The sequence below is a fragment of the Pseudomonas sp. ADAK7 genome, from assembly GCF_012935675.1.
Taxonomy (GTDB): Bacteria; Pseudomonadota; Gammaproteobacteria; order Pseudomonadales; family Pseudomonadaceae; genus Aquipseudomonas.
In genome coordinates, this window is sequence record NZ_CP052861.1 from 1,090,349 (window position 1) to 1,110,906 (window position 20,558).

Below are 20,558 nucleotides of genomic sequence, written 5' to 3' on the forward strand. Positions count from 1 at the left end.
TCTACGATGAATTTTTCCCAATTCTTCATTTCACGGCCGATCTTTGCGGCGGTACTGTCGCTGCTGATCCTGATCGCCGGCGCCATCTCGCTGTTCCAGTTGCCGATCAGCGAATACCCGGAAGTGGTTCCACCGACCGTTGTGGTCCGCGCGAACTTTCCGGGTGCCAACCCTAAAGTCATCGGTGAAACCGTGGCCGCTCCTTTGGAGCAAGCCATCACCGGCGTCGAGAACATGCTGTACATGTCCTCGCAGTCCACCGCCGACGGCAAGATCACCCTGACCATCACCTTCGCCCTGGGCACTGACCTGGATAACGCGCAGGTGCAGGTGCAGAACCGTGTGACCCGGACCGAGCCGAAGCTTCCAGAAGAAGTGACGCGCATTGGTATCACCGTGGACAAGGCCTCTCCGGACCTGACCATGGTGGTCCACTTGACCTCGCCGGACAAACGCTACGACATGCTCTACCTGTCCAACTACGCCTTGCTCAACATCAAGGATGAGCTGGCGCGCCTGGGCGGTGTCGGGGATGTGCAACTGTTTGGTATGGGCGACTACTCATTGCGGGTGTGGCTCGATCCGAACAAGACCGCTTCACGCAACCTGACCGCGACCGATGTGGTCAATGCCATTCGTGAGCAGAACCGCCAGGTCGCTGCCGGTGCCCTGGGCGCGCCTCCTGCACCGAATGCCACCAGCTTCCAGTTGTCGGTCAACACGCAAGGCCGTCTGGTCTCCGAGGAAGAGTTCGAGAACATCATCATTCGCTCCGGCGACAATGGTGAAATCACTCGCCTCAAAGACATCGCTCGGGTCGAACTGGGTTCCAGCCAATACGCCCTGCGTTCGTTGCTGAACAACCAACCGGCGGTGGCGATCCCGATCTTCCAGCGTCCGGGTTCCAACGCGATCCAGATCTCCAACGAAGTTCGCGACAAGATGGCCGAACTGAAGAAGAGCTTCCCGGAAGGCATGGACTTCAGCATTGTCTATGACCCGACAATCTTCGTGCGCGGCTCCATCGAGGCAGTGGTTCACACCCTGTTCGAAGCGCTGATCCTCGTAGTTCTGGTAGTGATTCTGTTCCTGCAAACCTGGCGCGCCTCGATCATTCCATTGGTGGCAGTGCCGGTGTCGCTGATCGGTACTTTCGCGGTGATGCATTTGTTCGGCTTCTCGCTGAACGCCTTGTCACTGTTCGGTTTGGTACTGGCCATCGGTATCGTGGTGGACGACGCCATTGTGGTAGTGGAGAACGTCGAAAGGCACATCGAGCTGGGAGAAACGCCCGTCGAAGCCACCAAGAAAGCCATGCGTGAGGTGACCGGGCCGATCATCGCGACGGCGCTGGTGCTGTGTGCGGTATTTATCCCGGCGGCGTTCATTTCCGGACTCACTGGCCAGTTCTACAAACAGTTTGCCCTGACCATTGCCATCTCGACCGTGATCTCGGCGTTCAACTCGCTGACACTGTCCCCTGCCCTGGCCGCCGTCCTGCTCAAGAGCCACGATGCGCCGAAAGATCGCTTTACCAAAGTGCTTGATAAACTGTTGGGCGGCTGGTTGTTCAAGCCTTTCAACCGTTTCTTCGACAAGGCCAGTCATGGCTACGTCGGCACCGTTGGCCGGGTTATCCGCAGCAGCGGTATCGCCCTGCTCTTGTACGCTGGCCTGATGGTCCTGACCTTCTTCGGTTTCGCCAACACCCCGACCGGTTTCGTACCCGGCCAGGACAAGCAATACCTGGTGGCCTTCGCGCAATTGCCGGACGCTTCGAGCCTGGACCGTACCGAAGACGTGATCAAACGCATGTCCGACCTGGCGCTGAAACAGCCTGGCGTGGAAAGTGCGGTGGCGTTCCCAGGCCTGTCGATCAACGGTTTCACCAACAGTCCGAACGCCGGCATCGTGTTCGTAACCCTGAAACCGTTCGACGAACGTAAAGACCCGAGCATGTCCGCCGGTGCGATTGCCGGTGCCTTGAACGGCAAGTTCGCCGGCATCGAAGAAGCCTACATGGCGATTTTCCCGCCGCCGCCAGTACAAGGTTTGGGCACCATCGGTGGTTTCCGACTGCAGATCGAAGACAAGGGCAACCTGGGCTACGACGAGCTGTACAAAGAAACAATGAACATCATCAACAAAAGCCACAACGTGCCGGAACTGGCCGCCCTGTTCACCAGCTACACCGTGAACGTTCCGCAGGTCGATGCTGCCATCGACCGGGAAAAAGCCAAGACCCACGGCGTGGCCGTCAGCGACATCTTCGACACACTGCAGATTTACCTGGGTTCGCTGTATGCCAACGACTTCAACCGCTTCGGTCGCACCTATCAGGTCAACGTTCAGGCTGAACAACAGTTCCGTCTCGAGCCGGACCAGATCGGTCAGCTGAAAGTGCGCAACAACAAAGGCGAGATGATCCCGCTGGCGACCTTCATCAAGGTCAGCGACACCTCGGGCCCGGACCGCGTGATGCACTACAACGGCTTCATCACCGCTGAAATCAACGGTGCGGCAGCCCCGGGCTACAGCTCCGGCCAAGCCGAAAAAGCCATCGAGAAACTGCTCAAGGATGAACTTCCGAACGGCATGACCTACGAATGGACCGATCTGACCTACCAGCAGATTCTGTCCGGCAACACCGCGCTGTTCGTGTTCCCGCTCTGCGTACTGCTGGCGTTCCTGGTACTCGCGGCGCAATACGAAAGCTGGAGCCTGCCATTGGCGGTGATCCTGATCGTACCGATGACGCTGCTGTCGGCGATTATTGGTGTGATTGCTTCGGGAGGCGACAACAATATCTTCACCCAGATCGGCTTGATCGTACTGGTGGGGCTTGCCTGTAAGAACGCGATTCTGATTGTCGAGTTTGCCAAGGATAAACAGCAGGACGAAGGCCTCAGCCCTCTGGCTGCGGTGCTGGAAGCGTGCCGCCTGCGTCTGCGCCCGATCCTGATGACCTCCTTCGCGTTCATCATGGGTGTTGTGCCACTGGTGTTCTCCAGCGGTGCCGGTGCCGAGATGCGTCATGCCATGGGCGTGGCGGTGTTCTCCGGGATGCTCGGGGTGACCTTCTTCGGTCTGTTGCTGACCCCTGTGTTCTACGTGTTGATTCGTAACTTTGTGGAGCGCGGTGAAGCTCGTAAAGCAGCCAAGGCGCTGACTAATCAAAAGCAACTGGAGTCGCAACAATGAGCCTGAAAGCCTTCCTGCCGAGCCTGCTGGTACTGGCCCTGAGCGCCTGTGCCGTCGGCCCGGACTACAAAACCCCTGCCACGGAGCCGGCCAATATCACGGCCGTCACCGATGGCGCTAGCGGTCAAAAGAACTATGACCGCTCGCGTTTCGAAGGCATCTGGTGGCAACAGTTCGAAGACCCGACCCTCAACCAGTTGGTGATGCAATCGTTGCAAGGTAACCGTGACCTGCGCGTCGCCTTCGCTCGCTGGAAAGCGGCACGGGCGATTCGCGATGACGCCAGCAATGACGCCATGCCGACCATCACCAGCCGCGCCAGCAGTGACCTGGCCAAGGGACAAATCCCTGGCCAGACCACCAAACGGGTCAATAGCGAACGCTACGACCTGGGCCTGGACATGGCGTGGGAACTGGACCTTTTCGGCCGGATCCAGCGCAACCTGGAATCCAGCGACGCCGAGCAACAAGCGGCTGAAGCTGATCTGTACCAACTGCAAGTCAGCATGATTGCCGAGCTGGTGGACGCCTACGGTCAACTGCGCGGTGCACAACTGCGGGAAAAGATCGCTCTGGCCAACCTGAACAACCAGCAGGAATCGAGCAAGATCACCGTCAGCCTGCGTGATGCCGGCGTCGGCGATCAGCTTGATGTGGTCCGCGCCGATGCGCGCCTGGCGTCCGTCGAAGCCAGCGTGCCGCAATTGCAGGCCGAACAGGTTCGGCAGAAAAACCGCATCGCCACCCTATTGGGTGAACGTCCGGACAAGCTGACCGTCGACTTGAGCCCGAAAGACCTACCAGCGATCGCCAAGGCCCTGCCGATTGGTGATCCGGGTGAACTGCTGCAACGTCGCCCGGACATCCTCAGCGCCGAACGCAAACTGGCCTCCGCTACTGCTCGTATCGGCGTGGCGAAGGCTGATTTGTTCCCGCGGGTCAGCCTCAGCGGCTTCCTCGGCTTTACCGCCGGGCGTGGTTCGCAGATCGGTTCTGCGGCAGCCAATGCCTGGGCACTCGGCCCAAGCATTACCTGGGCAGCGTTCGACCTGGGCAGCGTGCGGGCCCGTTTACGCGGTGCCGACGCCGATGCCGAAGGCGCCCTGGCGACCTATGAGCAACAAGTGCTGCTGGCCCTGGAAGAATCGGAAAACGCCTTCAGCGATTACGGCAAACGTCAGCAACGCCTGATTTCGCTGATCCGTCAGAGCGAATCCAGCCGCGCCGCTGCCGACCTGGCGCAGATTCGCTACCGCGAAGGCACCGCGGACTTCCTGGTTCTGCTCGATGCCCAGCGTGAACGCCTGGCCGCCGAAGATTCCCAGGCCCAGGCCGAAGTCGATCTGTATCGCGGCATCGTCGCGATCTACAAAGCCCTCGGTGGCGGTTGGCAACCGGAGACGGTCGCCAGCAAATAAGTTTTTAAAGAGCTCCTTTGGTTGGCCGCAACCAACCAATTTTTTTGGCCCCGCGTCTCATTCGGTCGTGGGGCTTTTTTTGCCTGCTCGAAAGACACCGCATTCCCCTGTAGGAGCAAAGCTTGCTCGCGAAAGCGGTGTGTCAGTCGACAACAATATTGCCTGGTCCACCGCATTCACGAGCAAGCTTCGCTCCTACAGGGCGTTAACGGTGCTCTTCGGATTTGTGGTTTTCCATGACGGTCACGGTGGCCGTCGTACCCGCGCGCAAGAGGTTTTTAGCCGCATAATCGGCGTCGATCTGTATCCGGACCGGCACCCGCTGCGCCAGTTTTACCCACGTGTAACTGGGATTTATGTTGGCCAACAGCCGCCCGCCCGGGGCGTTTTCCCGGTCGGCGATGGCGAAGGCGATGCTTTGCACCGTGCCGCCAAAAGTCTCGCCGCTCATCAACTCGATCCGCACCCGGTCGCCCTCCTCGATTCGTGGCAACTTGGTTTCTTCGAAGTAACCACTGACATAAAACGAGTCGCTGTCCACCAGCGCCAGCAACGCGCCCCCGGCCGTGGCGTAGTCGCCCTGACGGGTCAGCAGGTTGGTGACATAGCCGCTGACGGGCGCTTCGACCCGGGTGCGCTGCAAATCGAGTTCGGCCTGGGTCAACGCGGCGATGGCCAGTTGTACGTTAGCCTGGGCCAGCCCGAGGTTGGCCTGGTTGCGCAACAACTCGGCCTGGGCCACCGCGACTTCGGTGCTGGACTTCTCCCATTCCTCTCCAGAAATCGCAAACCCCTGTTTCAACTTGCGCCGCCGCTGTTCCTCGCTTTGACGCTGCTTGAGCAGCGCTTCGCTGGAGACTATCGAGGCCTGAGATTGGCCAAGCGTTGCTTTCGAAACTTCCACCGAGCGCTTGGCCCGCTCCACCGCCAGGCTGTAGCGCGCCGGATCGATCTCCAGCAGCAACTGCCCTTTCTCCACATGCTGGTTGTCCTGCACGCCGAGGCTGACGATGCGTCCCGCGACATCGGCTGACAAAGTCACCACATCCGCCCGCACCCGGGCATCCCGGGTCCACGGCGCGCGGGTGTAATGTTCCCAGGCAAACCAGCCGAGGATGAACGCCAGCAATACCACCGCGACGGTCGCGAGTCGGGCAAGGATCTTCTTCAAGGCATCAGGCTCCCATGACCAGGATCAGCGTGGCGCAAACGCAGGCATACAACGCCCCCTCGAACAGCGCTTCATGCCAGACGAAACGCAATACACCCAGGCGCCTCAAGAGCCAGTCCAGCAGCAGAAAAATCGGCAAGGCCAGCAACAGGGCCTGGGCGATTGGCGGCAGATAGACGCCGCCCAATTCCAGATCAATGGGCAAGGGCCGGTACTCCTTCCATGTCTGCAAGTTGAAAATAGTCACGGTAGCGTTGCAGAAACGACACCACGATCAGCAACGACACGCGCATCCGGAATACGGACCACAGCTGCTCATGTACATCCAGGTGCAGGTCATCCATTTCATCGCCCAGGCTGCGCAAGTTGCCGAGCAGATGCTCAAGATCGACTCCGGGACGCCCGGCAATCAACCGCCCGGTCTCACGGACCGCCGCCAGCAAACGATTTTGTTGATCGGTACTCAGCAAAGCGTGGTTCCGTCCTTGTTGCCTGAGCTGGTTCAACGCCACGCCCAGCGCCATGCAACCCAGGCTGACTTCGAACAACTCTCGGGAGCGCCGATCAGTAATCGCCGGCAGCAATCCGAGCATCATCGTCAGGCGATCGACCATGCGGCTTTCAAAGGCAAATTGCTGCTCATCGGTGGCGGGCGTCTTGAGTAAGGCATAGACCTGCTCGCAGTTCTCATTGAACAACCGGCGCATGCGCAAAACGGGTCTGAACGGGAAGATCAACGCGTAGACACTCAACGCCAGCACGGTGGCGCAGGTATAAGCAGCGGCGAACTCGAACCACTGGATCGCCGTGTTCTGGCCGATCCCGATGTTTTGCGGCCCCAACAACAGGAACGTCGTCAGCCCCAGGCCAATGGCCGTCCCGGTGGTAGGCGGTGTAGTCAGCCCGATCGCAACGGCGTACAGCAGCGGTACCAACAGCAATGCCAACAGCTCGAAATTGCTGATCATCGGCAACAGCATGAACAGGTAGAACGCTGAAGCGATCAGCGCCATGACCAGCCCCCTCGCATAACTCTGGGCGGCCAGCAGCGGTCGCGGAAACGTCGCCATCAGCGAACAGAGAATACCCACCAGCACCATCCCGCCACGGGCACCGTCCCAGCCGGTTTCAATCCAGATCAGCCCCGCCACCACCAACGCCGTAAAGGCGCGAATGGCGTTCATCGCCGCCAGGGTGAAATCCAGATGCAATGGATTTTCCTGCCCGCGAAACACACAGCTCGCTTCGCGCCCTTCCTGAATCGCATCGCTCAGTTCCAGAATCTGCTCCAATTGTTGCAGCAACCGCGCCTGCTCCCAACGCAACGCCCAGGCCAGCGAGCGCAAGGTGGCGGTCATGGTTTCGGTGAGCTGCTCGGCTTTGTAGGCCTGGCTGTCGAAGCGTTGCTGTAGCGCGACGAAATGCTTGCGCGCCTCGGTCGATAATGAGCGCCCCTGAATCGCCAGCTCATCGAGAAACGCCAGCTCTTCGGCGCGCAACAGCTCGATTTCCTCGGGCAATGCACCCTGCCAGCGCTCGGCCAGCAGCACTCGCTGGTGCCGCAACGCTGTCAGGCGTGAAGTCAGCAGCACCAATTGGTTGCCCAGCAGTTGCACCAGGCCATTGGCACTGCGCAAGCGAGGCGCGTCGAAGTACAAATGCCGACGCAACCCCTCCAGCGCACTGATCTCGCCCAGCAGTTGCATCTGCCGGTGGTGGAAATCGGCTTCGCTTTCTTCGGTGCGAATCACCGCCGCCGCGTGAGTGGCGAGCAGCTTGATCACCTGATCGACCTTGGCGAAATAGTTGCGTGCCACCGTCTCCGGGCGTGCGGTCAGGAGGCTGACCACGCACACGCAAGCAACCGCCAACAACGTTTCCGTGACCCGAGTGACCGCCAGCAGAAACGTGCCGTCCTGGTCCGGCACCGACAGCAGCGCCACGACCACCGCCGTATACCCGCTGAGCACAAAGGCCTGAGAACTGGTGTAGCGCAATAAGGTGCCGCCAGCCGTACACAGTGCCAGCCACAGGGCCAGGGTAATAATGAAGGGCAACGGCGCCTGGGGGAAAATCGCCATGATCAGTACCGCGACCATGGCGCCGAGGGTCGTGCCGATGACCTGGCCGAAACTCCGGGCCAAGGCCATCCCACCCTGGGGCTGGCTGACGATGACCACCGCCATGATCGACCACTTCGGCTGGTCGAGGTCGAACAGGAACGCCAGGTACAAGGTCAGCAAACCAGCCGCGATGGTTCGCAAGGCAAACAGCAGTCCTCCCTGGCCGGGGTTGAGCAGCATCTTGAAGTAGTGGAGAAACGGTTGCATGGGCGCACTCATCGACTCATCTCAAGCAAGCGTAGTCACTGCTTCAAGACCTCGACAGGTTTCAAAGTCGACAGCAGTTGTAGGCAAATTCGACGATGAGTCAGACCTCCACGATAGATGCGCTCGATAGCCCCGTCAGCCATAGCAATTGGACAGAAAGCCGCCCAGCCCCTAGGCTTCAATCGCTGCGAAAGCGTCATTCAATAAAGCCCCCGCCCCCATGATCGTACGTCCCAAGCCGAACCTGATCGGCATCCTGTTTTCCCTCAAAGGCTCGATTGCCAAGCGCATTGCCTTGCGCAGCCTGTTGGTGACCCTGCTCGCGTCGGTGATTGTGCTGGTGGAAACCTGGCACCCGGCGTATTTCTCCAAGGTCAATGCGACGCCGTTCACCCTGCTGGGGTTGTCGCTGTCGATCTTCATGAGTTTTCGCAACAACGCCTGTTACGACCGTTGGTGGGAAGGTCGCAAGCAACTGGGGCAATTGATCATTGAGGTGCGCTCGCTGATCCGCCAGACCCAAGGTCTGATGGACGCGGACGAACGCGAATTGTTGTTGCGTGAACTGTGCGGCTTCGCCCATGGCCTGATCGCGCGCCTGCGCTTTGAAAGTGAGCGGCAAGCCGTCGCGCCCTGGACTTCCACGCCCATCGACCATCAGCACCCGAACATCCCCGATGCGCTGTTGCAACGCCTCGGCGCCCGCTGTTCGGAACTGGCCGAGCTCGGCCGGATCAGTGAATGGCGCTACACCCAACTGGAAGCCCGGCTGGTCAGCCTGAGCCAGGTCCAGGCGAGTTGCGAGCGGATAAAAAGCACGCCGCTGCCCTTCCCTTACACCCTGTTGCTGCACCGCACCATTTACCTGTTTTGCATCCTGCTGCCGTTTGCCATGGCCGAACCGCTGGGTTGGCTGACCCCGGTGTTCACCGCCATCGTCAGTTACACCTTTTTCGGTCTCGACGAAATCGGCGACGACCTCGAAGACCCGTTCGGCTTCGATGAGAACGATTTGCCGTGCAATGCGATTTTGCGCACCCTGGAGCGCGAAGTGCTGGCGGCGTTGGGGCAAACCGATTTGCCGCCGGCCCTCGAACCCATCGAGTACGTCTTGAACTGAGCCAGGGTTTGACTCAAGGCCGCGCCTGACCGAAGCTGACGTCTTTTGCAAAAGCTCGCCAGCCCCCGGATCCGTGCATGCCCCAGTCCCGCCGCTACTTGCTTATCAGCCTCTGCGTCCTGTTCGCCCTTGCCCTCGCCTGGTTTTTCCTGCGCAGTACCACGCCCGTGGTGCCGGAGGCGATCAAACATGGCTACAGCGAAGCGCTGGCCCAGGCGCGCGCCGGCCAACCGGGGGCGGCACGGGTGCTTTACCAGCAACTGGGCCGGCCAGACCTGTCGACCAAACGCCGGCTCTGGTTACTGGCCGAATTGCCCAACTACCCCAGCCCGCAAGCCTTGAAACTGGCGGATGCCGATTTGCAAAACAGCTCGGCAGAGGTTCGGGTGGCGGCGATCAAAAGTATCGTCGGCCTGGTTCCCAGTGGGCAGCGCAGCCTGTTGCTGGGGCCGTTGCTCGATGACAGCGAGCAAACCGTGCGCCTGGCTGCCGTCAACGCGTTACTGGGATTGTCACCGGATGATCTGGGCCTGTACTTCGGTCCGTTGCAGCAGGCGATCGATGCCTGGGAGCAAATCCTCAAGTCCGAACCGGAAAGTGCCAACACGCACTATCAACTGGCGCGGCTGCACCTGCACAACGCCGAACTGAAAGAAGCGCAACAGGCGCTGGAGCGCACCTTGCAGCTGGAGCCCGGCAATTTGCCGGCGCTGGTCATGCAAATCGAAGTGCTGGACAAGCAAGGCCAGAGCGACGCCGCCCGGCAGTTGTTGGCCAAACAGTTGAAGGCCCAACCGGATTCCGCCTACCTGCAACATGCCCTCGGCCTCTGGTTGCTGCACCACGGGCAAAGTGAGTTCGCCGTGCTCGGCCTCTCCAAAGCGGTTGAACTGGAGCCGGACAACAAGGATTACCGCTACGACCTGGCCACCACGCTGCGCAGCGAGGAAGAGCTGGAAGCCGCGCAGAAACAGCTACAGGAAATCGTTCAGCGTCACCCGGCCGACCGCAAGGCGCGGGTGCTGTTGATCAATTACTGGAAGGAAAGCGGCCAGTTGCAGAACGTGCAGATTCTGCTGGCGCAGCTGGAACAGATGAACCCGGATGATCCGGCGTTGCAGCAAGGTCTTTAACCGCCGCAAAATTTCGTTGAACCGTCGTCTCGGCCTAGGGTCAAGAGAAACAGGCAGTCAATTCAGGCACTTCAGGCCTGCTGCCTCGCTTCCCCTAGTCATGAGAGGGCTTTTTTTGTCTACATCTAACGAGTTGTTCAGTGCAAAAGCCGCCACCGGCATCGAAGGTCTGGATGACATCCTGGCCGGTGGATTGTCTCGCGGCCATGTGTTTTTGCTGGAGGGTGAACCCGGAACCGGTAAAACCACCGTCGCCTTGCATTTTCTCCTCGCCGGAGCCCGAGCCGGCGAGCGCTCGTTGTACATCACCCTGTCGGAAACCGAACGCGAACTGCGCCAAGGCGCGTTGTCCCACGGTTGGGAGCTGGATGAGAACATTCACATCTTTGAGCTAACCCCGCCGGAAAGCCTGCTCAACGCCGAGCACCAGCAAAGCCTCCTCTATTCATCGGACTTGGAACTGGGCGAAGCCACCAAGCAGATCTTCGAAGTGGTCGAACGGGTCAAGCCAACCCGCGTGGTCCTCGATAGCCTCTCGGAAATTCGCCTGCTGGCGCAAAGCTCATTGCGCTATCGCCGGCAGATCCTCGCCATCAAGCATTACTTCGTGCGCTATGACGCCACCGTGTTGCTGCTCGATGACCTGACCACCGAAGCCCTCGACAAGACTGTGCACAGCGTGGCCCACGGGGTGATTCGCCTGGAAGAACTGACCCCCAACTACGGCGCCGAACGCCGCCGGATTCGCGTGGTGAAATACCGCGGCCAGAAATACCGCGGCGGTTTTCACGACTTCACCATCATGGGCGACGGTGTTCATGTGTTCCCGCGGCTGGTGGCGGCTGAACATCGCGGCAAGTACGTCCGCACACAATTGACCAGCAGCATCAAGGAAATGGACGCCCTGCTCGGCGGCGGCATCGAGACCGGTTCCAGCACCTTGATCCTCGGCCCGGCCGGTACCGGTAAATCGCTGATCTCGATGATCTTCGCCGCCGCTGCTGTGGCCCGTGGCGAAAAAGCCGCGCTGTTTATCTTCGATGAAGAACTGGGTCTGCTGTTCGAACGCATGAAGAACATGGGCATCGACCTCCAGGCCCTGCAAGACACCGGCAACCTGCTGATCGAACAAGTGGACGCCGCCGAACTGTCCCCCGGCGAGTTCTCCCACCGAGTGCGGCGCTGCGTCGATGAACGCGATATCAAAACTGTGGTGATCGACAGCATCAACGGCTATCAGGCGGCAATGCCCGAAGAAAACGCCCTGGTGTTGCACATGCACGAGTTGCTGCTGTACCTCAACCGCCAGGGTGCGGCGACCTTCATGACCGTCGCCCAACATGGACTGGTTGGGGACATGCAGGCGCCGGTCGATATCACTTATCTGGCCGACACCGTTATTCTGCTGCGCTACTTCGAAGCCCTGGGCAAAGTGCGCCGGGCGATCTCGATCATCAAGAAACGCACGGGCAGCCATGAGTCGACCATTCGCGAATACCGCATCAGTGGCAATGGCATGAAGATCGGTGAACCGCTGGATGCGTTCCAGGGCGTCTTGCGTGGCGTACCAACCTACCTCGGCGCGAGCATGCCGTTGCTCCAGGATGACAACCAGTGACGGCCCAGGCAGCGACGTCCGAGCGCGCGATCATTCTCGCGCCATTGGGCCGCGACAGCCAGATTGCGCTGATGATGCTCAACGAGGCCGGCTATGACGGCGTCATCAGCCGTGATCTGCCAGGGTTGTGCAGCGAGCTGGAGCACGGCGCCGGCCTGCTGCTGATTTCTTCCGAAGCGTTGCTCGGCGGTGATCTGGATCCCCTGCTCGGGTTTATCGAGCAACAACCGGCCTGGTCGGACTTGCCGATTGTGCTGCTGACCTACCACGGCGGCCCGGAACAGAACCCGGCCTCGCGACTGGGCCCGCAGTTGGGCAATGTGACCTTTCTTGAACGGCCATTCCATCCGGTGACACTGATCAGCCTGGTGACCACCGCATTGCGTGGGCGACGACGACAGTACGAAGCCAGGGATCGGCTGATTGACCTGAGCCAAAGTGAATTGCGCCTGCAAACCACCCTGGAAACACTCGAACAACAAGTCGAGGAACGCACCGCGCAACTGCGGCACAACGAAGAAGCGCTGCGCCAATCGCAAAAGATGGAAGCGGTCGGGCAGTTGACCGGCGGCATCGCCCACGACTTCAACAACATGCTGACCGGCATTATCGGCAGCCTGGAGCTACTGCGTCGGCGCCTGGCCCGCGGACGCACCGAAGACCTCGACAGCCTGATCGATCTGGGTGTCACTTCGGCCAACCGGGCGGCGGGCCTGACGCATCGTTTGCTGGCGTTTTCCCGTCGCCAGTCGCTTGATTCCAAACCTGTGCAGATGAACGCCCTGGTCACCTCAATGGGCGAACTTCTGCAACGCAGCATCAACGAAAGCATTCAACTGGACATGCAGTTGAGCGATCAACTGTGGGTGGCCGAAGCCGATCCCAACCAACTGGAAAGCGCCCTGCTCAACCTCGTGCTCAACGCCCGCGACGCCATGCCCGATGGCGGTCAATTGGTGGTAAATACCTTCAATCAGCACCTGGACCAAGGTTTCACCGAGGCCCACGGCAATCTGCAATCAGGTGATTACGTGGTGCTGAGCGTTACCGATACCGGTTGCGGCATGCCGCAAAGCACGATGAACCGTGCCTTTGACCCGTTCTTCACCACCAAACCCATCGGCCAGGGCACCGGGCTCGGGTTATCGATGATCTACGGTTTCAGCAAGCAGTCCGGTGGCCATGTCACCATTCAGAGCAAGGTCGACAACGGCACCACGGTTAACCTCTACCTGCCGCGCTACATGGGCAACCTGGCGCAGGATCCGCTCATAGATGTCCAGCAAGCGCCTTTCGCCCAGGACGGTGAGACGGTGCTGATCGTCGAAGACGACCCGGCGGTCCGGGTGTTGGTCAGTGCGGTGTTGAGCGAGTTGGGCTACGCCTTCGTCGAGGCCGGCGATGCCGACAGCGCGGTGCCGATCCTGGATTCCGGGCAGCGCATTGATCTGTTGATCAGCGACGTCGGGTTGCCGGGGATGAACGGCCGGCAACTGGCGGAAATCGGTCGCCAGTATCGGCCGGATCTCAAGGTGTTGTTCATTACCGGGTACGCCGAGCACGCGGCGGTGCGCGGTGGTTTCCTCGACCCGGGGATGCAGATGATCACCAAGCCGTTTACCTTTGATCTGTTGACGGCGAAGGTGCGGGAGATGATTCGAATCTAAAACGCCCGACATGACTCGCCGACGATGGCGATTTCAAGGATGCCTTCGCGGGCAAGCCTCGCTCCTACAGAACACACCCCCCGTAGGAGCGAGGCTTGCCCGCGAAAGCGATTTCAAGATCACCCTCACCGTCAAACCGTGCACCGACAGGCGTTTTTTCAACTCAGGAAAGCATTTGCTGCATCAATTCCTGCAACACATCCAGATCAAACGGCTTGCCCAGAATTGGAGCCTTGCGGGTGATCGGGCTGTCGGTCTCGCGGATTTCCTGCGGATAACCGCTGATGAAAATCACCTTGAGCTCCGGTCGCAGCTTGACGGCGGGTTCGGCGATCTGCACGCCGGAAATCCCGCCAGGCAGGCGGAAGTCGGTAATCATCATGTCCAGGTGCGGTTTACTGGCCAGGATTTCGAAGGCTTGCTCGCCGTTTTCGGCCTGCAACACCCGATAACCCTCGCCCGACAGATAGGCAGACAACACCATCAAAATCGAGGGATCGTCCTCGACAATGAGTACTACATCTTGCGCATCTTCACTCATGGGAAGCCTTTGTTCGGTCAATAGCTGCTGATACGACCGTGAGGTCGTTCAGAGGTTGCGTTTATCTGGCTGCTTTCCTACAGCGGCAGACAAACGCGAAATAAGGCGCCTTCGTTGATTCTGCTCTCGACGACGATGGAACCGCCATGGGCGGCAACGATTTGCTCGGAAATAAATAGCCCGAGCCCAAGTCCCGCAACCACGGTCTTGGCCGAAACCCGTTCGAACTGTTGAAAAATACGTTTCTGGTTTTCTTCGCTGATGCCAATGCCACGGTCCTGGACCTCGACCCGGGCCTGACCTTCGTGGCAGTACACCCGCACGTCAATCTGGCCTTTGCCGCCATAACGCAGGGCGTTGGTCAGCAAGTTGGAGATCACCTGCTCGATCCGGAACTCGTCCCACTGCCCTTCCACCGGCGCCTCGGCACTGAACGTCACCGAGGATTCGGCGGCATCGACTTGCGGCGCGAAGTTTTGCAGCAGGTTCTCTACCAGCTTCACCAGATCGACCCGGCTCGGTCGAATCGACAGCTTGCCGGTGCGAATGCGCGAGACATCGAGCATGTCTTCGATCAGACGGATCAGGCTTTTGATCTGTCGCTCGTCGCGATCAACCATCGCGTGCATCTTGTCCAGGGTGAACGCTGCCGCGTTGTCCCGGGCCAGGTGCATCTTGCGCAACTGGGTTTCGAGGATCAGGCCGTTGAGCGGCGTGCGCACTTCGTGGGCGACGATGGACATGAAGTCATCGCGCATGCGTACGGCCTGCTCCAGTTCGTTCTGGGTCGCCTGCAATTTTTTCAGCAGCGCTTCCTGTTCGCGGCGGCTCTGCTCCAGGGCTTCGACCTGTTGCTTCATGGCCTTGCTCTGGCGATACAAATCGACGAACACGTTGACCTTGCTCTTGACCGCGTGGATATCCAGCGGTTTGTGCAAGAAGTCCACCGCGCCGCTTTCGTAGCCCTTGAACGCGTAGTTCAGCTCACGGCCAGCGGCGCTGACGAAGACAATCGGGATGTTCTTGGTCTTTTCCGTGCCACGCATCAGCTCGGCCAGCTCGAAGCCGTTCATGCCCGGCATCTGCACATCGAGAATGGCCATGGCGAATTCGTGTTGCAGCAACAGCGACAGCGCTTCGTCCGCCGACAGCGCCTTGTAGACCGTGCGGTCTTCGCGCTTGATCAGCGCTTCGAGGGCCAACAGGTTTTCCGGCAGATCGTCGACGATCAGCAGTTTGGCTTGGATGTTACTTAGCATGCTATTCGTTCCAGCTCGACAAGCAAACGGCCGATGCCGCGTATAGGGAGAATGTGGTCGGGTTGATGCAAGTCCAGCGCCGCCTGGGGCATGGTCGCGACTTGGGCTTCGTCCGGGTCTTGCACCACGGTAAAGCCACCACGGTGCTTGACCTGGGCCAGGCCGCTGGCGCCATCGCGATTGGCGCCGGTCAACAACACGGCGGCCAGGGTCGGCCCGTAGGCGTCGGCGGCGGACTCGAACAGGTAATCGATGGCCGGCCGCGAATGGTGCACGCGGTCTTCAAGGCTCAGGGAGAAACTGCGGTCCTGCTCCACCGAGAGGTGATAGCCGGGCACGGCAAAATACAGGGTTCCCGGTACGACCAGGGTTTTGTCGCTGGCCTCCAGCACCGGCAGGGAAACCCGCCGGGCAAACACTTCGGTCAACTGGCTGCGACGATCGTCAGGCAGGTGCAGCACCACGATGATCGGCAGTGCAAAACCTTTACGCAGCGGGCTGAGGATATTCAACAGCGCCTCGACTCCGCCAGCCGAAGCGCCGATCACGATAGCCTCTACGGTGGGCAAACCGGCTTCGTTGTTCATGATTTACGGTAGATCCGTTCTTGTTTGACCAATGGCTCGAACTGCTTGCCGAACGCCGAGAAATCCGGGGTTTCCTTGCTGCCCAGCACCAGGAATCCACGATGGCACAGCGACTCATGAAACAAGCCAAACGCCCGATCCTGCAGTTTTTTATTAAAGTAAATCAATACGTTGCGACACGAAATTAATTGAGTTTCTGAAAATACACTGTCAGTCGCCAGGCTATGGTCGGCAAAGGTCACGTTCTCGCACAGGCTCTTGTCGAAAATCGCGTAACCATAGGCCGCCGTGTAATAGTCGGCAAACGAACGCTGGCCACCGGCCTGCTGGTAGTTGGAAGTGTAGGCGCGGACGTTCTCCATGGAGAAAATCCCTTGCTTGGCTTTTTCCAGCGAGCGCGGATTGATGTCGGTGGCGTAGATGATCGTGCGTTCGAGCAAGCCTTCTTCTCGCAGCAGGATCGCCATCGAGTAGACCTCTTCACCGGTGCTGCACCCGGCAATCCAGATCTTGATCGACGGATAGGTCTTGAGCAACGGCACCACTTCCTGACGGATCGCCAGAAAGTGCGACGGGTCACGGAACATCTCGCTGACCGGGATCGTCAGCAACTGCAGCAACTGCATGAACGCGGTCGGATCGTGCAGGACTTTCTCCTGCAACGCCGAGATGGTCGCGCACTCGAACTGACTCAAGGCATGCGCGACCCGGCGCTTGATCGAAGCGCCGGAATAATCACGAAAGTCATAGCTGTACTTGAGGTAGATCGCCTCGATCAGCAGCCGCAGTTCGATTTCGGTGTTCTTTTCCACTAAATGCTATCCACTAGATGCGTTCCATCTTCGGCAACCACACACGAATCAGCGAGAACAGGCGATCCAGGTCGATCGGCTTGGCCAGGTAATCGTTGGAACCCGCCGCCAGGCAGCGCTCCTGATCGTCTTTCATGGCCTTGGCCGTCACGGCGATGATCGGCAGCTTGCGCCAGCGCGGGTCCTGGCGGATCAAGGTGGTGGCCTCGAAACCGTCCATCTCCGGCATCATCACGTCCATCAGCACCAGGTCGATGTCCTCGACTTCATTCAACTTTTCAATCGCTTCTCGACCGTTCCGGCCGATGACCACGACTGCACCCTTTTGCTCCAGCGCACTGGTCAGGGCGAAGATGTTGCGCACATCGTCGTCCACCAGCAGCACCTTGCGACCCTCGAAGACCTTGTCGCGACTGCGCGCGGTCTTGAGCATCTTCTGCCGCTCATGGGACAACTGGGATTCGACTTTGTGCAGAAAGAGTGTCACCTCGTCCAGCAAGCGCTCTGGCGAACGGGCGCCCTTGATGATGATCGAGCGCGAATACTTGCGCAGCTCGGCCTCTTCGTCCCGGGTCAAGTTGCGCCCGGTGTAGACGATCACTGGCGGGAATGAACAGATGTCTTCGGTGGACATGCGCTTGAGCAGATCGTTGCCGAGCATGTCCGGCAGTTTGAGGTCGATGATCATGCAATCGAAAACCGTCTCACGCAGGCGGTCCAGCGCTTCCTGGGCGAAACCGACGGCGGTGATCTCGATGTCTTCGTCGCCAATCAGGCGGGCAATGCTGTCGCGCTGCAAGTCATCGTCTTCCACCAGCAGCACCCGTTTGACCTTCTGGGTCAGCTTGGCTTCCAGGCGGGCAAACACGTCCTTGAGCTCTTCGCGGGTGGTCGGCTTGACCGCGTAGCCGATGGCGCCCATGTGCATCGCGGCTTCAACGCGGTCTTCGACCGAGATGATGTGCACCGGGATGTGCCGGGTTTCGGCGTGTTCCTTCAGGCGCTGCAACACCGTCAGCCCGGAATGATCCGGCAGGCGCATGTCCAGCAGGATGGCGTCGGGAATGAACTCCCTGGCCAGGTCATACCCTTCATCGGCGCCGTGGGCGACCAGGCACTGGTAACCCAGTTCATGGGCCAGGTCGTAGAGGATGTGGGCAAAATTGACTTCGTCTTCCACCACCAGGATGCAACGCGTGGCGAACGGCGCCTTGGCGCGGTCATCGTTGAAACGCGGGATGTCGACTTCGGCAATCAGCGGCACCAGCGCAGCTACCGGCGGTTTGGGCACATGGACCACCGGGGTCGCGCGCATCGGTTCAACCGGCTCGTCGCCCGGTTCGACATACTGCAGCGGCAACACCAGGGTGAACGTACTGCCCTGCCCCGGTTCGCTGGTGACGCTGATCGAACCACCCAGCAGGTTCGCCAGGTCGCGGGAGATCGACAGGCCCAGCCCGGTGCCGCCATAACGGCGGTTGGTGGTGCCATCGGCCTGGCGGAAGGCTTCGAAGATGCTTTCCTGCTGATCCTCGGCAATGCCGATCCCGGAATCGCGAATGATGAAGGCGATGCCATCCCCCGGCTGACTGGCCACGGTCAGGCTGACGGTGCCTCTTTCGGTGAACTTCACCGCGTTCGACAGCAGGTTCTTGATTACTTGTTCCAGGCGCTGGCGGTCGGTGTAGATCATCAGCGGCGCACCGGGCTGCAACTCGATCTCGAACTCCAGATTCTTGTCCGCGGCCATCGGCTGGAACATGCCGCGCAGGCCGTCCACCAGGCGGGCAACGCTGGTATTTTCCGGACGCATTTCCAGCTTGCCGGCTTCGACTTTGGAAATGTCGAGGATGTCGTTGATCAGGTTGAGCAAGTCATTGCCCGCCGAGTAGATCGACTCGGCGAACTTGACCTGTTCGGCGCTGAGGTTGTCCTGCGGGTTCTCCGCCAGCAACTTGGCGAGGATCAACGAACTGTTCAGCGGCGTGCGCAGTTCGTGGGACATGTTGGCGAGGAATTCGGATTTGTACTTGCTGGAGCGCTGCAACTCTTCGGCGCGGTCTTCCAACTGAATCTGCGCTTGATTGAGTTCGGTGTTCTTCAGGTCCATGGCGTCGCGCTGGTCGGCGAGGATCTGCGCCTGTTCGGCGAGCTGTTCGTTGGTCTGCTCCAGCTCCACCTGCTGGGTTTCCAGGTGCGCCTGGGACTCCTTGAGAATCCGCGACTGTTCTTCCAGCTCTTCGTTGGCGGTCTTGAGTTCTTCCTGCTGGACCTGCAGCTCTTCGTTGAGCTGCTGGGTTTCGGCCAGCACTTCCTGCAAGCGTTGGCGGTAGCGCGCGGCCTCGATCGAGGTGCCGATGTTGCCGGCGATCAGCTCGAGCAATTCGATGTCACGCTCGTCCAGCGGACGCAGGAAGCCGAGTTCGATCACGCCGTTGACCCGGTCGTCGTCACAGGTCGGCACCACCAGCACGCTGTGCGGCAAGCCTTCACCGAGGCCGGAGCTGACTTTGAAATAATCGGCAGGCACGTTATCCAGACGGATCAGCCGGGCTTGTTTCACTGCCTGGCCGATGATGCCTTCGCCGTCATAGATCGACTGCTCCTGTGCTTCCTGTTCGCGGGACAAACCATAAGAGGCCACGCGCTTGAGGCCGCCATGTTCTTCCCGCACGTAAATGGCAGCCACGGCAGTACCCAGGTACTGCGCGCAGAATTGCAGGATATTGCGCCCCAACAGGTTCAGGGTCAGTTGCCCCAGCACCTGCTCCGCCAGTTCGGTCTGGCCGCTGCGCAGCCAGCCTTGCTTCTCCAGGCGCGCGGCGGCGGCCTGTTGGGCCGCCATGTTGGCGCTGTAGTTCTCGGAAAGGTTGAGCAAGTCGCGGCGGCCGATGTAGGCCAGCATCGCGCTGATACCGGCGACAAACAGCAGGTACAGGGTGATGCTCCAGATCGTGGTGCGGCGCACTTCTTCGTTGCGCGTGGTGCGCAACTGCTGCTCCATGTCGATCACGTCTTCGAATTGCTTGCGGATTTCATCGGTCAGGCGCTTGCCGCGCCCGGCCTTGACCGCGCCGCGATAATCGCCGCTGGCGCGCTGCAATTCGATCATCGATTGCGCGTAGTTGGCCCACTCGGTTTGCAAGGCCTGGAGCCGGTGCAAGCGATCGGTCTGGACCGGGTTGTCAGCGGTCAGTTCGAGCAAGGTACTGAGCGCGACCGCGATTCTCGGCTTGGCCGTTTCGTAAGGGTCCAGGAAGTGTTCGTCGCCACTGAGCAGGAAGCCACGCATGCCGGTTTCCAGGTCGACGGTCAGCTTCACCGCTTCATTGGCGTTATTGATCACCCGGTCGGTATGCTCGACCCACTGGATCACCGACAACAGGTACGTGATCAACGCTACAAAGAAAACCGCGCTGATGACGCCCACGCCCAACGGCAAGCTGACGTTGCGGCTCAGGAGTTTACGAAATCGTTGCTCATCAACCGAAGACGCAGAGGTCATGGGGAAGGCCTTGTCGAACTGTTGAAAACCAGGGAGTTTGCCCCAAAACGACCGCGTTGATCTAATTTTCTGACAGGTCAGACGGCAAATTCCTGCAATTAACTGCGCGTAATCAATGCCGCGCGTTATCCTTGTTGGTTCCAGCCACCACCATTGTTTTTTGTATCGGGTCGGGAACTTGTCGGGGTCCGGCAAT

14 protein-coding genes are annotated in these 20,558 nt (G+C 59.8%); 6 read left to right on the forward strand and 8 right to left on the reverse strand.

Annotated elements, in window-relative coordinates; all coding sequences use genetic code 11:
* Positions 1 to 6: 6 nt before the first annotated feature.
* Both HKK53_RS04830 and HKK53_RS04835 read left to right on the forward strand, forming a co-directional pair.
* The gene (locus HKK53_RS04830) at positions 7 to 3,201 is read left to right on the forward strand and encodes an efflux RND transporter permease subunit (RefSeq protein WP_169369785.1); all 3,195 of its coding nucleotides are present in this window, start codon (positions 7 to 9) and stop codon (positions 3,199 to 3,201) included.
* Positions 3,198 to 4,619, forward strand: a complete 1,422-nt coding sequence (locus tag HKK53_RS04835) for an efflux transporter outer membrane subunit (protein WP_169369786.1) — start codon at positions 3,198 to 3,200, stop codon at positions 4,617 to 4,619. The genes HKK53_RS04830 and HKK53_RS04835 overlap by 4 nt, the downstream gene beginning before the upstream one ends.
* Before the next feature lie 205 nt (positions 4,620 to 4,824).
* Here HKK53_RS04835 and HKK53_RS04840 read toward each other — a convergent pair whose 3' ends face one another.
* Genes HKK53_RS04840 through HKK53_RS04850 form a run of 3 tightly spaced genes read right to left on the reverse strand, consistent with a single transcriptional unit; the run spans position 4,825 to position 8,132 of the window.
* Positions 4,825 to 5,790, reverse strand: coding sequence for an HlyD family efflux transporter periplasmic adaptor subunit (locus tag HKK53_RS04840; RefSeq protein ID WP_169369787.1), 966 nt, complete (start codon positions 5,788 to 5,790; stop codon positions 4,825 to 4,827).
* Between the two features lie 4 nt (positions 5,791 to 5,794).
* Positions 5,795 to 5,995 (reverse strand): DUF1656 domain-containing protein, encoded by a 201-nt coding sequence (locus tag HKK53_RS04845; protein ID WP_133839750.1) that lies wholly within the window; start codon positions 5,993 to 5,995, stop codon positions 5,795 to 5,797.
* Complete coding sequence (locus tag HKK53_RS04850) at positions 5,985 to 8,132, reverse strand: FUSC family protein (protein ID WP_169369788.1); 2,148 nt, start codon at positions 8,130 to 8,132, stop codon at positions 5,985 to 5,987. Before HKK53_RS04850 ends, HKK53_RS04845 begins: the two co-directional genes overlap by 11 nt.
* Before the next feature lie 208 nt (positions 8,133 to 8,340).
* Here HKK53_RS04850 and HKK53_RS04855 point away from each other — a divergent pair, with 208 nt between their 5' ends.
* The 4 genes from HKK53_RS04855 to HKK53_RS04870 all read left to right on the forward strand — a co-directional run bounded on the left by HKK53_RS04855 (position 8,341) and on the right by HKK53_RS04870 (position 13,658).
* Positions 8,341 to 9,240: a bestrophin family protein gene (locus tag HKK53_RS04855; RefSeq protein WP_169369789.1), complete on the forward strand. Its 900-nt coding sequence runs from the start codon at positions 8,341 to 8,343 to the stop codon at positions 9,238 to 9,240.
* 77 nt (positions 9,241 to 9,317) lie between these two features.
* Positions 9,318 to 10,373, forward strand: coding sequence for a tetratricopeptide repeat protein (locus HKK53_RS04860; protein ID WP_169369790.1), 1,056 nt, complete (start codon positions 9,318 to 9,320; stop codon positions 10,371 to 10,373).
* Positions 10,374 to 10,488: 115 nt separating this feature from the next.
* Positions 10,489 to 11,991, forward strand: a complete 1,503-nt coding sequence (locus HKK53_RS04865) for an ATPase domain-containing protein (protein ID WP_169369791.1) — start codon at positions 10,489 to 10,491, stop codon at positions 11,989 to 11,991.
* On the forward strand, positions 11,988 to 13,658 hold the full coding sequence (locus HKK53_RS04870) for an ATP-binding protein (RefSeq protein WP_169369792.1): 1,671 nt from the start codon (positions 11,988 to 11,990) through the stop codon (positions 13,656 to 13,658). Before HKK53_RS04865 ends, HKK53_RS04870 begins: the two co-directional genes overlap by 4 nt.
* Before the next feature lie 163 nt (positions 13,659 to 13,821).
* Here HKK53_RS04870 and HKK53_RS04875 read toward each other — a convergent pair whose 3' ends face one another.
* The 5 genes from HKK53_RS04875 to HKK53_RS04895 form a co-directional block, all read right to left on the reverse strand.
* A complete protein-coding gene (locus tag HKK53_RS04875) occupies positions 13,822 to 14,199 on the reverse strand; it encodes a response regulator (RefSeq protein WP_054046198.1) in 378 nt (125 codons plus the stop codon).
* A 77-nt stretch (positions 14,200 to 14,276) separates the two neighbouring features.
* Positions 14,277 to 15,458 (reverse strand): hybrid sensor histidine kinase/response regulator, encoded by a 1,182-nt coding sequence (locus HKK53_RS04880; RefSeq protein WP_169369793.1) that lies wholly within the window; start codon positions 15,456 to 15,458, stop codon positions 14,277 to 14,279.
* On the reverse strand, positions 15,452 to 16,045 hold the full coding sequence (locus tag HKK53_RS04885) for a chemotaxis protein CheB (RefSeq protein WP_169369794.1): 594 nt from the start codon (positions 16,043 to 16,045) through the stop codon (positions 15,452 to 15,454). The genes HKK53_RS04880 and HKK53_RS04885 overlap by 7 nt, the downstream gene beginning before the upstream one ends.
* Entirely contained in the window at positions 16,042 to 16,857 is an 816-nt protein-coding gene (locus HKK53_RS04890) for a CheR family methyltransferase (RefSeq protein ID WP_169369795.1), read from the reverse strand. The genes HKK53_RS04885 and HKK53_RS04890 overlap by 4 nt, the downstream gene beginning before the upstream one ends.
* A 13-nt stretch (positions 16,858 to 16,870) precedes the next feature.
* Positions 16,871 to 20,362 (reverse strand): response regulator, encoded by a 3,492-nt coding sequence (locus HKK53_RS04895; protein WP_169369796.1) that lies wholly within the window; start codon positions 20,360 to 20,362, stop codon positions 16,871 to 16,873.
* Positions 20,363 to 20,558: the final 196 nt, after the last annotated feature.

What these genes read in the sequence shown, in the direction of transcription:
- HKK53_RS04830 (WP_169369785.1), top strand. Translation starts at nt 7, where the DNA reads ATGAATTTTTCCCAATTCTTCATTTCACGGCCGATCTTTGCGGCGGTA.
- HKK53_RS04835 (WP_169369786.1), top strand. Translation starts at nt 3,198, where the DNA reads ATGAGCCTGAAAGCCTTCCTGCCGAGCCTGCTGGTACTGGCCCTGAGC.
- HKK53_RS04850 (WP_169369788.1), bottom strand. Translation starts at nt 8,132, where the DNA reads ATGAGTGCGCCCATGCAACCGTTTCTCCACTACTTCAAGATGCTGCTC.
- HKK53_RS04855 (WP_169369789.1), top strand. Translation starts at nt 8,341, where the DNA reads ATGATCGTACGTCCCAAGCCGAACCTGATCGGCATCCTGTTTTCCCTC.
- HKK53_RS04860 (WP_169369790.1), top strand. Translation starts at nt 9,318, where the DNA reads ATGCCCCAGTCCCGCCGCTACTTGCTTATCAGCCTCTGCGTCCTGTTC.
- HKK53_RS04875 (WP_054046198.1), bottom strand. Translation starts at nt 14,199, where the DNA reads ATGAGTGAAGATGCGCAAGATGTAGTACTCATTGTCGAGGACGATCCC.
- HKK53_RS04880 (WP_169369793.1), bottom strand. Translation starts at nt 15,458, where the DNA reads ATGCTAAGTAACATCCAAGCCAAACTGCTGATCGTCGACGATCTGCCG.
- HKK53_RS04885 (WP_169369794.1), bottom strand. Translation starts at nt 16,045, where the DNA reads ATGAACAACGAAGCCGGTTTGCCCACCGTAGAGGCTATCGTGATCGGC.
- HKK53_RS04895 (WP_169369796.1), bottom strand. Translation starts at nt 20,362, where the DNA reads ATGACCTCTGCGTCTTCGGTTGATGAGCAACGATTTCGTAAACTCCTG.